Here is a 7,373-nt window from a genome sequence, read left to right on the forward strand (position 1 = left end):
AAACACATATATAAATGGCTTCAAACAAAAAATACTGGCAAAGTGTTGAAGAACTAAAAGGTAGTTCTATTGTTGAAACGCTACGTAATAATGAGTTTGTACAAGATATTCCTACAGATGAATTTTTAGGCGACAAAGAAACCTTAGAAACATCATCAACTTCACGTAGAGATTTCTTGAAATATGTTGGATTTACCACAGCAGCAGCTTCTTTAGCAGCTTGTGAAGGTCCAGTAAGAAAATCAATTCCTTATGTAGTGCAACCTAATGATATCGTAGTAGGTGTTGCTGATTGGTACGCAACTACAATTGCAGATGGTTTTGATTTTGCAAACGTATTAGTAAAAACACGCGAAGGGCGTCCAATTCAAATCATGCCAAATAAAGAGGCAGGAGGAGTTACTAGCGCACGTACTCAAGCATCAGTTTTATCATTATACGATGAGAAATTACGTTTAAAAGAACCTAGAGAAGGAGAAACTCAAATTTCTTGGGAATATGCAGATAAAGAAATTATAGCAAAATTAAACGAATTAAAAGATGCTAATGAACCAGTAGTGTTATTAACAGGAACTTTAGCGAGTCCTTCTACTGAAAAAGTAATTGCAGATTTTATTACAGCTTATCCAAATGTTAAGCATGTAGTGTATGATGCGATTTCTGAAAGTGCAGCTGCAGATGCTTTTGAAGCTATGTATGGTAAAAGAGCATTACCAGATTACGATTTTAGCAAGGCAGCAGTAATCGCATCTATTGGAGCAGATTTCTTAGGAGATTGGCAAGGTGGATACGAAAAATCGTATGCAGATGGTCGTAGAGTAGAAACTGGTAAAATGTCTTACCATGTTCAAATAGAAAGTAACATGTCTTTAGCAGGAGCAAATGCTGATAAAAGAATAGTTGCTAAGCCTTCTGAACAGGTTTTCGCTTTAATAAACTTATACAACGAAGTAACAGGAAGTAATCTTCCTTCAAAAGCAACAGCTTTTGATGCAGAGGTAAAGCAATTAGCTAAAGACCTTAAAAAAGCAGGTTCAAAAGGAGTTGTTGTTACTGGTTTAAATGATAAAAATGCTCAATTAATTGCCTTAGCAATTAACAACGCGTTAAATAGTGAAGTAATCGATACGAAGGCAGTGAACTTAAAACGCCAAGGTAACGATACTCAAGTGGCTCAATTAGTAGCAGACGTTAAAGGAGGAAAAGTAAAAGGTTTAATTACTTATAATGTAAATCCTTTATACTCATTGTCAAATGCAGCTGATTTAGCAGAAGGAATTAAAAACTTAAAGTTATCTGTTGCTTTATCTACTCAAGATGATGCTACAGCTAATGCTACACAATATACATTGCCAGCACCTCATAACTTAGAAAGTTGGGGAGATGTTATGGCAAAACAAGGTGTTTATAGTTTAATGCAACCAACGATACAACCATTATTTAATACACGTCAGGTTCAAGATGTGTTATTAAAGTGGTCTGGAAGTACAGTAAACTACTATGACACTTTAAAAGAGTTTTGGAGTACTAATGTATTAGGAGGAGCTTCATGGAATCAAGCTTTACATGATGGATTCTTTAAAGCTGAAAATGTTACTGTAGAAGAAGAAATGGCTTTTGAATCTACAGCAGATGTAAATGCAGCAGCAGTACAATTAGTAAGAAACGCTAACAATGCTTCAGGATTCGAATTAAACTTATATTCATCAACAGCTTTAGGAGACGGTAAACAAGCAAACAACCCATGGTTACAAGAATTACCAGATCCAATTACACGTGCTTCTTGGGATAACTACTTAACCGTTTCTATGGCAGATGCGAAAGAATTAGGTTTTGAAAACCCGGTAAAAGATAACGGTGCTATTGATGGTAACTATGCGAATGTAACAGTTAATGGAGTTACAATAAACAAAATTCCAGTAATCATCCAACCAGGTCAAGCAAAAGGATCAGTAGGTTTAGCGTTAGGTTACGGTAGAACTCAAGGGTTAAAGTCAGAAATGCAAGTAGGTATTAATGCCTATCCTTTCTACCAAAACGGAAACAATGTACAATACAATGTTTCTATAGAAAAAGCTTCAGGATGGCACAAGTTTGCTTGTATGCAAGTACAAAGTACTCTAGCTGGTCGTCACGATATTTTGAGAGAAGCTTCATTAAAAGAAGTAAACGATAAAAAATTAGATCCTAAGCATACTTGGAATAAACCATTTATGGTTTCTTATGATCATCAAGAAGTTGAAGGAAGTAAAATCGACTTATGGGATGAGCATGATAGAAGTTTAGGACACCACTTTAACTTATCTATCGATTTAACATCTTGTACAGGTTGCGGAGCATGTGTTATTGCATGTCACGCAGAAAACAACGTTCCAGTTGTTGGTAAAGATGAAATGAGAGTTGGTAGAGATATGGCTTGGTTACGTATTGATCGTTACTACTCTTCTACTGTAGAAGATAAGCAACACGATGCTAAAATGACGATGGAAGAGTTTAAAGCTCAAAATCCAAACATAGCTAACCAAGAAGTTGAAAGACGTTATACTGAAAAAGTATTAGAGTTAAGCAAAGGAGATTTATTTGATGCTTTAGAAAATCCTGCTGAAAACCCACAGGTTGCTTTCCAACCTATGATGTGTCAGCACTGTAATCACGCACCATGTGAAACAGTATGTCCGGTAGCAGCAACATCACACGGTCGTCAAGGTCAAAACCAAATGGCATATAACCGTTGTGTAGGTACTCGTTACTGTGCAAACAACTGTCCATATAGAGTTCGTCGTTTCAACTGGTTTAACTATGCTGAAAACAATGAGTTTGACTTCAATATGAACAATGAATACGGAAAAATGGTGTTAAATCCAGATGTAGTTGTTCGTTCTCGTGGAGTTATGGAAAAATGTTCTATGTGTATCCAAATGACGCAAGCTACTATCTTAAAAGCTAAGAAAGAAGGTAGAGCTGTTAATAAAGATGAGTTTGAAACAGCATGTTCATCTGCTTGTTCAACTGGAGCTATGGTATTTGGAGATATAAACAACTCAGAAGATACAGTTACAGCGTTAAAAGAAGATAAAAGAGCTTTCCACGTGTTAGATTATATTGGTACAAAACCAAACGTAGTGTATCAAGTGAAAGTAAGAAATACAAACGAAGCTTAATAGTAAAATTAATAAGTATATAGATTTATGTCGTCTCATTACGAATCATCTTATAGAGAACCTTTAATACTTGGTAACAAGAGTTACCATGATATTACTGAAGATATTGCTAGACCTATTGAAGGGAAAGCAAACAAAAATTGGTATATAGCATTCTATATCTCTTTAGCAGCAATGTTATGGGGATTTGGATGTATCTTCTACACCGTAGGAACAGGTATTGGTGTTTGGGGATTAAGTAAAAACATCGGCTGGGCATGGGATATTACCAACTTCGTATGGTGGGTAGGTATCGGTCACGCTGGTACACTTATCTCTGCCGTATTATTACTATTCCGTCAAAAATGGAGAATGGCAATTAACCGTTCTGCAGAAGCGATGACAATCTTTGCGGTATTCCAAGCAGGATTATTCCCAATTATCCACATGGGACGTCCATGGAACGGATACTGGGTATTACCAATTCCTAACCAATTCGGATCATTATGGGTTAACTTTAACTCTCCGTTATTATGGGATGTATTCGCAATTTCTACCTATTTATCGGTATCATTAGTTTTCTGGTGGACTGGTTTATTACCTGATTTTGCAACGATTCGTGATAGAGCTGTTAAACCTTTCCAAAAGAAAATTTATGCACTATTATCTTTCGGATGGTCAGGTAGAGCAAAAGACTGGCAACGTTTTGAAGAAGTGTCGTTAGTATTAGCAGGATTAGCAACACCATTAGTACTTTCTGTACACACAATTGTATCGATGGACTTCGCAACTTCTATCAACCCAGGATGGCACTCAACAATTTTCCCTCCTTATTTCGTAGCAGGAGCAATTTTCTCAGGATTTGCCATGGTACAAACCTTATTAGGTATTATGCGTAAGGTTACAAATATGGAAGCATATATTACACGTTTACACGTTGAGTATATGAACATCGTTATCATCTTAACAGGAGGTATCGTAGCAGTAGCTTATGCAACAGAGTTCTTCATTGCATGGTATACAGGTTCTCCTTACGAAAACTACACATACTTATCGTTTGGTGCAGAAGCAGGAGCTTATGGATGGGCATTCTGGTCGTTATTAATTTGTAACATTTTCACACCACAGTTATTATGGATCAAAAAGATTAGAAGAAGTTTTATCTGGTCTTTTATAATCTCGATAGTAATTAATATTGGTATGTGGTTTGAGCGTTTTGATATCATTGCAATTGTATTAAGTAAAGGACAGTTACCGTCTACATGGTGGCGTTTTGAACCAACGTTTGTAGACGTAGGTATCTTTATAGGAACTATCGGATTCTTCTTTGTATTATTCTTATTATATGCAAGAACTTTCCCAGTAATCCCTACAGCAGAGATTAAGACTATTTTGAAATCATCAGGTGAGAATTTTAAAAAATCAAGAGAAGAGAACAATGAGCACTAATAAAGTAATTCACGCATTATATAATGATGATGATATCTTAATGGATGCCGTTAAGAAAGTAAAAGCAGAAAATCATCATATTGAAGAAGTATTTTGTCCTTTCCCAGTTCATGGGTTAGACAAAGCAATGGGCTTAGCACCAACACGTTTAGCAATTACTGCTTTTTTATACGGTATTACAGGTTTATCAGTAGCAGTTTGGTTAACATGGTATACTATGATTGCTGATTGGCCTCAAGATATTGGAGGAAAGCCAAACTTTTCATGGGCTACTAATATGCCAGCTTTCGTTCCGATTTTATTCGAATTAACAGTGTTTTTTGCAGCACACTTAATGGTAATTACTTTTTACATGAGAAGTAAGATTTGGCCATTTAAAGAAGCTGAAAATCCTGATCCAAGAACTACAGATGATCACTTTTTAATGGAAATTCCTGTTGAAGGAAATGAAGAAGAGTTAGTGTCATTGTTAGAAACAACAGGAGCTGTAGAAATTAACGTAGTAGAAACGCACTAATAAAGAGATATGAAGAGTTTTAAAATAATTATCGCTTTAGCTGTAGTAGCAACAAGCTTAAGTTCTTGTAACGATAAACGCAAACCACAAGTACAATACATGCCCGATATGTATGTCTCTGTACCATATGATGTAAATGGTGCAGATGGTTTAAACGGAAACATGGTTAACAAGTTACCTGTTGCAGGTACTGTAAATAGAAACGGTGTAGTAGCTTATGACATTCCCGATACTAATGAAGGGTATGAAAAAGCAAAAGCTGAATTAAAAAATCCACTACCAACAACTGAGGCAAACTTAGAAAAAGGTAAAGAGCTATACGGAATTTACTGTGCTTCTTGTCACGGAACAAAAGGTGATGGTAACGGAGTATTATCTCAAAGAGATAAATTCAACGGTATCCCAAATTACGCAGATAGAGAGTTAACTCCAGGAAATATTTATCATGTAATTATGTATGGTAAAAACTTAATGGGATCTCATGCATCACAGTTAAGGTACAACGAGCGTTGGCAAGTTGTACAATACGTAGAAAAATTAAGAAGCGAATTAAAATAAGTCTATAATAGATAGTTAAGATATGTACCAGTTTTCAGGAAAATTAAAAATGCTTGCTATTGTTTTAATGGCTGTAGGACTTTTAGGAACAGGTTATAGTTTCTTTTCAGCACCTAAAACATTAGAAGAAGCAAAGGAAATTTTAGCTAAACAAGATGCACACCATGGAGGTGGTCATGAGGCAGCAACAACTCATACTGAGGAGGAGCATGCAGGTGAAGCTAAAGTTGAAAAGCATGTTGAAGTTGAAAATCACAAAGAAGATACAACAACTGAAGCGCATGTTGCAGATAGTACTGCTGCACATACTGAAGAAGTAGCACACAATGCTGAGCAAGAACACTCAGAAGAAGCTACAGAAAACACACAAGCGCAAGATAGTTCAGCTGTACACGTAGCGGATAAAGCTCATACAGAAACTACAACTGAAGCGCACGCTGAAGTAGCTGCTCACGGTGAAGATCATGGAGCTGCTCATGCAGAACACGCTTTGCATCAAATGCAAAATAGACCTTGGTCTGCCTTATATGTTGCTTTATTATTCTCTTTAGGGATCACCTTATTAGTACTAGCATTTTATGCTTCTCAAAGAGTGGCACAGTCTGGATGGTCTGTTGTGTTATTTAGAGTTATGGAGGCCATCACAACAAACTTGCACTATGTAAGTCTTGCTATGTTGGTATTCTTAATAGTAACAGCAATGCACATGAATCACCTATTTACTTGGATGGGAGAGGGAGTAACTGATCCAACGAGTCCAAACTACGATTCCATCATAGATGGTAAAAAATGGTATTTAAATACTCCAGGTTGGTTAATCAGAAGTATTTTCTATTTAGTAGTATGGAATGCTTATACTTTTATTATTAGAAGAAACTCTATTAAACAAGATAATGGAGATTTAAAATTACACAAGAAGAACTATAATATTTCTGTAATTTTCTTATTCTTCTTTATGATTACTGAAAGTATGATGTCTTGGGACTGGATCATGACGATAGATCCACACTGGTTCTCTACATTATTTGGGTGGTACGTATTAGCTACTTTCTTAGTATCAGCACTAACAGTAATCGCAATGGTAACTATTTACCTACGTTCAAAAGGAGTTTTACCATTGGTAAATGATAGTCATATTCACGACTTAGCGAAATTTATGTTTGGTTTCTCTGTATTCTGGACGTATTTATGGTTTGCTCAGTTCATGTTAATATGGTATGCAGATATGCCAGAAGAAACTACGTATTTCTTATTGCGTTTTAACGAATATAAAGTGCCATTTTTAGCAATGGTTGGAATGAACTTTATCTTCCCTGTGTTATTGTTAATAAACAGTGATTTTAAGAGCATGCCTTGGTTTGTAATCTTAGGAGGTGTTGTAATTTTAGCTGGTCACTATATCGATTTGTTTGTAATGGTTATGCCAGGAACAGTTGGTGGTCAATGGGGATTCGGAGTAGGTGAAATTAGTGGATTATTATTCTTTACAGGATTATTTATCTTCGCTACTTTCAGTGCGTTTGCAAAAGCAAATCCAGTACCAAAAGGTAACCCGTATTTACACGAGAGTGAAACCTATCATTACTATAATATCGAACACAGAGGAGAAGATAGTAATCATCATTAATAAAAAGAATTAATAAACAAATAGTTTAGATAATATGCTCGCTTTATTTTATATTTTCATAGCAGTTGCAATTGGAGTAAGT

Annotated in this window: 5 protein-coding genes; all 5 read left to right on the top strand. The window is 35.8% G+C overall.

Annotation, left to right across the window (positions count from 1 at the left end):
* Positions 1 to 14 precede the first annotated feature (14 nt).
* The 5 genes from ACN0WY_RS10740 to ACN0WY_RS10760 are packed head-to-tail and all read left to right on the top strand — an operon-like array spanning position 15 to position 7,291.
* On the top strand, positions 15 to 3,161 hold the full coding sequence (locus ACN0WY_RS10740; RefSeq protein WP_417800350.1) for a TAT-variant-translocated molybdopterin oxidoreductase: 3,147 nt from the start codon (positions 15 to 17) through the stop codon (positions 3,159 to 3,161).
* 27 nt (positions 3,162 to 3,188) lie between these two features.
* Positions 3,189 to 4,589 (top strand): NrfD/PsrC family molybdoenzyme membrane anchor subunit, encoded by a 1,401-nt coding sequence (nrfD, locus tag ACN0WY_RS10745; RefSeq protein ID WP_330487997.1) that lies wholly within the window; start codon positions 3,189 to 3,191, stop codon positions 4,587 to 4,589.
* A complete protein-coding gene (locus ACN0WY_RS10750) occupies positions 4,579 to 5,106 on the top strand; it encodes a DUF3341 domain-containing protein (protein WP_330487998.1) in 528 nt (175 codons plus the stop codon). The genes nrfD and ACN0WY_RS10750 overlap by 11 nt, the downstream gene beginning before the upstream one ends.
* Positions 5,107 to 5,115: 9 nt before the next feature.
* On the top strand, positions 5,116 to 5,664 hold the full coding sequence (locus ACN0WY_RS10755; RefSeq protein ID WP_330487999.1) for a cytochrome c: 549 nt from the start codon (positions 5,116 to 5,118) through the stop codon (positions 5,662 to 5,664).
* 22 nt (positions 5,665 to 5,686) lie between these two features.
* Positions 5,687 to 7,291, top strand: a complete 1,605-nt coding sequence (locus ACN0WY_RS10760) for a quinol:cytochrome C oxidoreductase (RefSeq protein ID WP_417800351.1) — start codon at positions 5,687 to 5,689, stop codon at positions 7,289 to 7,291.
* Positions 7,292 to 7,373 lie beyond the last annotated feature (82 nt).

The organism is Tenacibaculum sp. (assembly GCF_048269885.1).
Lineage (GTDB): Bacteria > Bacteroidota > Bacteroidia > Flavobacteriales > Flavobacteriaceae > Polaribacter.